Here is a 250-nt window from a genome sequence, read left to right as displayed (position 1 = left end):
AGATTCTTAGTACGGCAGGATTGACAAGGAATGATATCCTTGGAATTCTTGATGTATCCAAAGGGCTTTCCATTAACGATTCGTATTGGCTTGATGATGGGAAATCAGATGTTACCTTTGATGGAATCAATTTGTTCGACAATCGCTTTGATGAAGTATTGGGACTTGTAGCTTATACCGGGTACACGCCATCACAAAAGCATAAAGCGGGCGTTTCAAGTGAGTGGACACTGGGAGGGCAATTTCCGAA

Annotated in this window: 1 protein-coding gene; it reads left to right on the top strand. The window is 42.4% G+C overall.

The window, feature by feature from the left end:
* Nucleotides 1-250: hypothetical protein (locus tag PGU50_RS02960; RefSeq protein WP_442872527.1), on the top strand; the 250-nt coding region annotated here is incomplete at both ends.

Source organism: Coprococcus sp. AM11-30B (assembly GCF_027674365.1).
GTDB classification, from domain to species: Bacteria; Bacillota; Clostridia; order Lachnospirales; family Lachnospiraceae; genus Allocoprococcus; species Allocoprococcus comes.
This window is presented reverse-complemented; position numbering and strand designations above follow the sequence as displayed.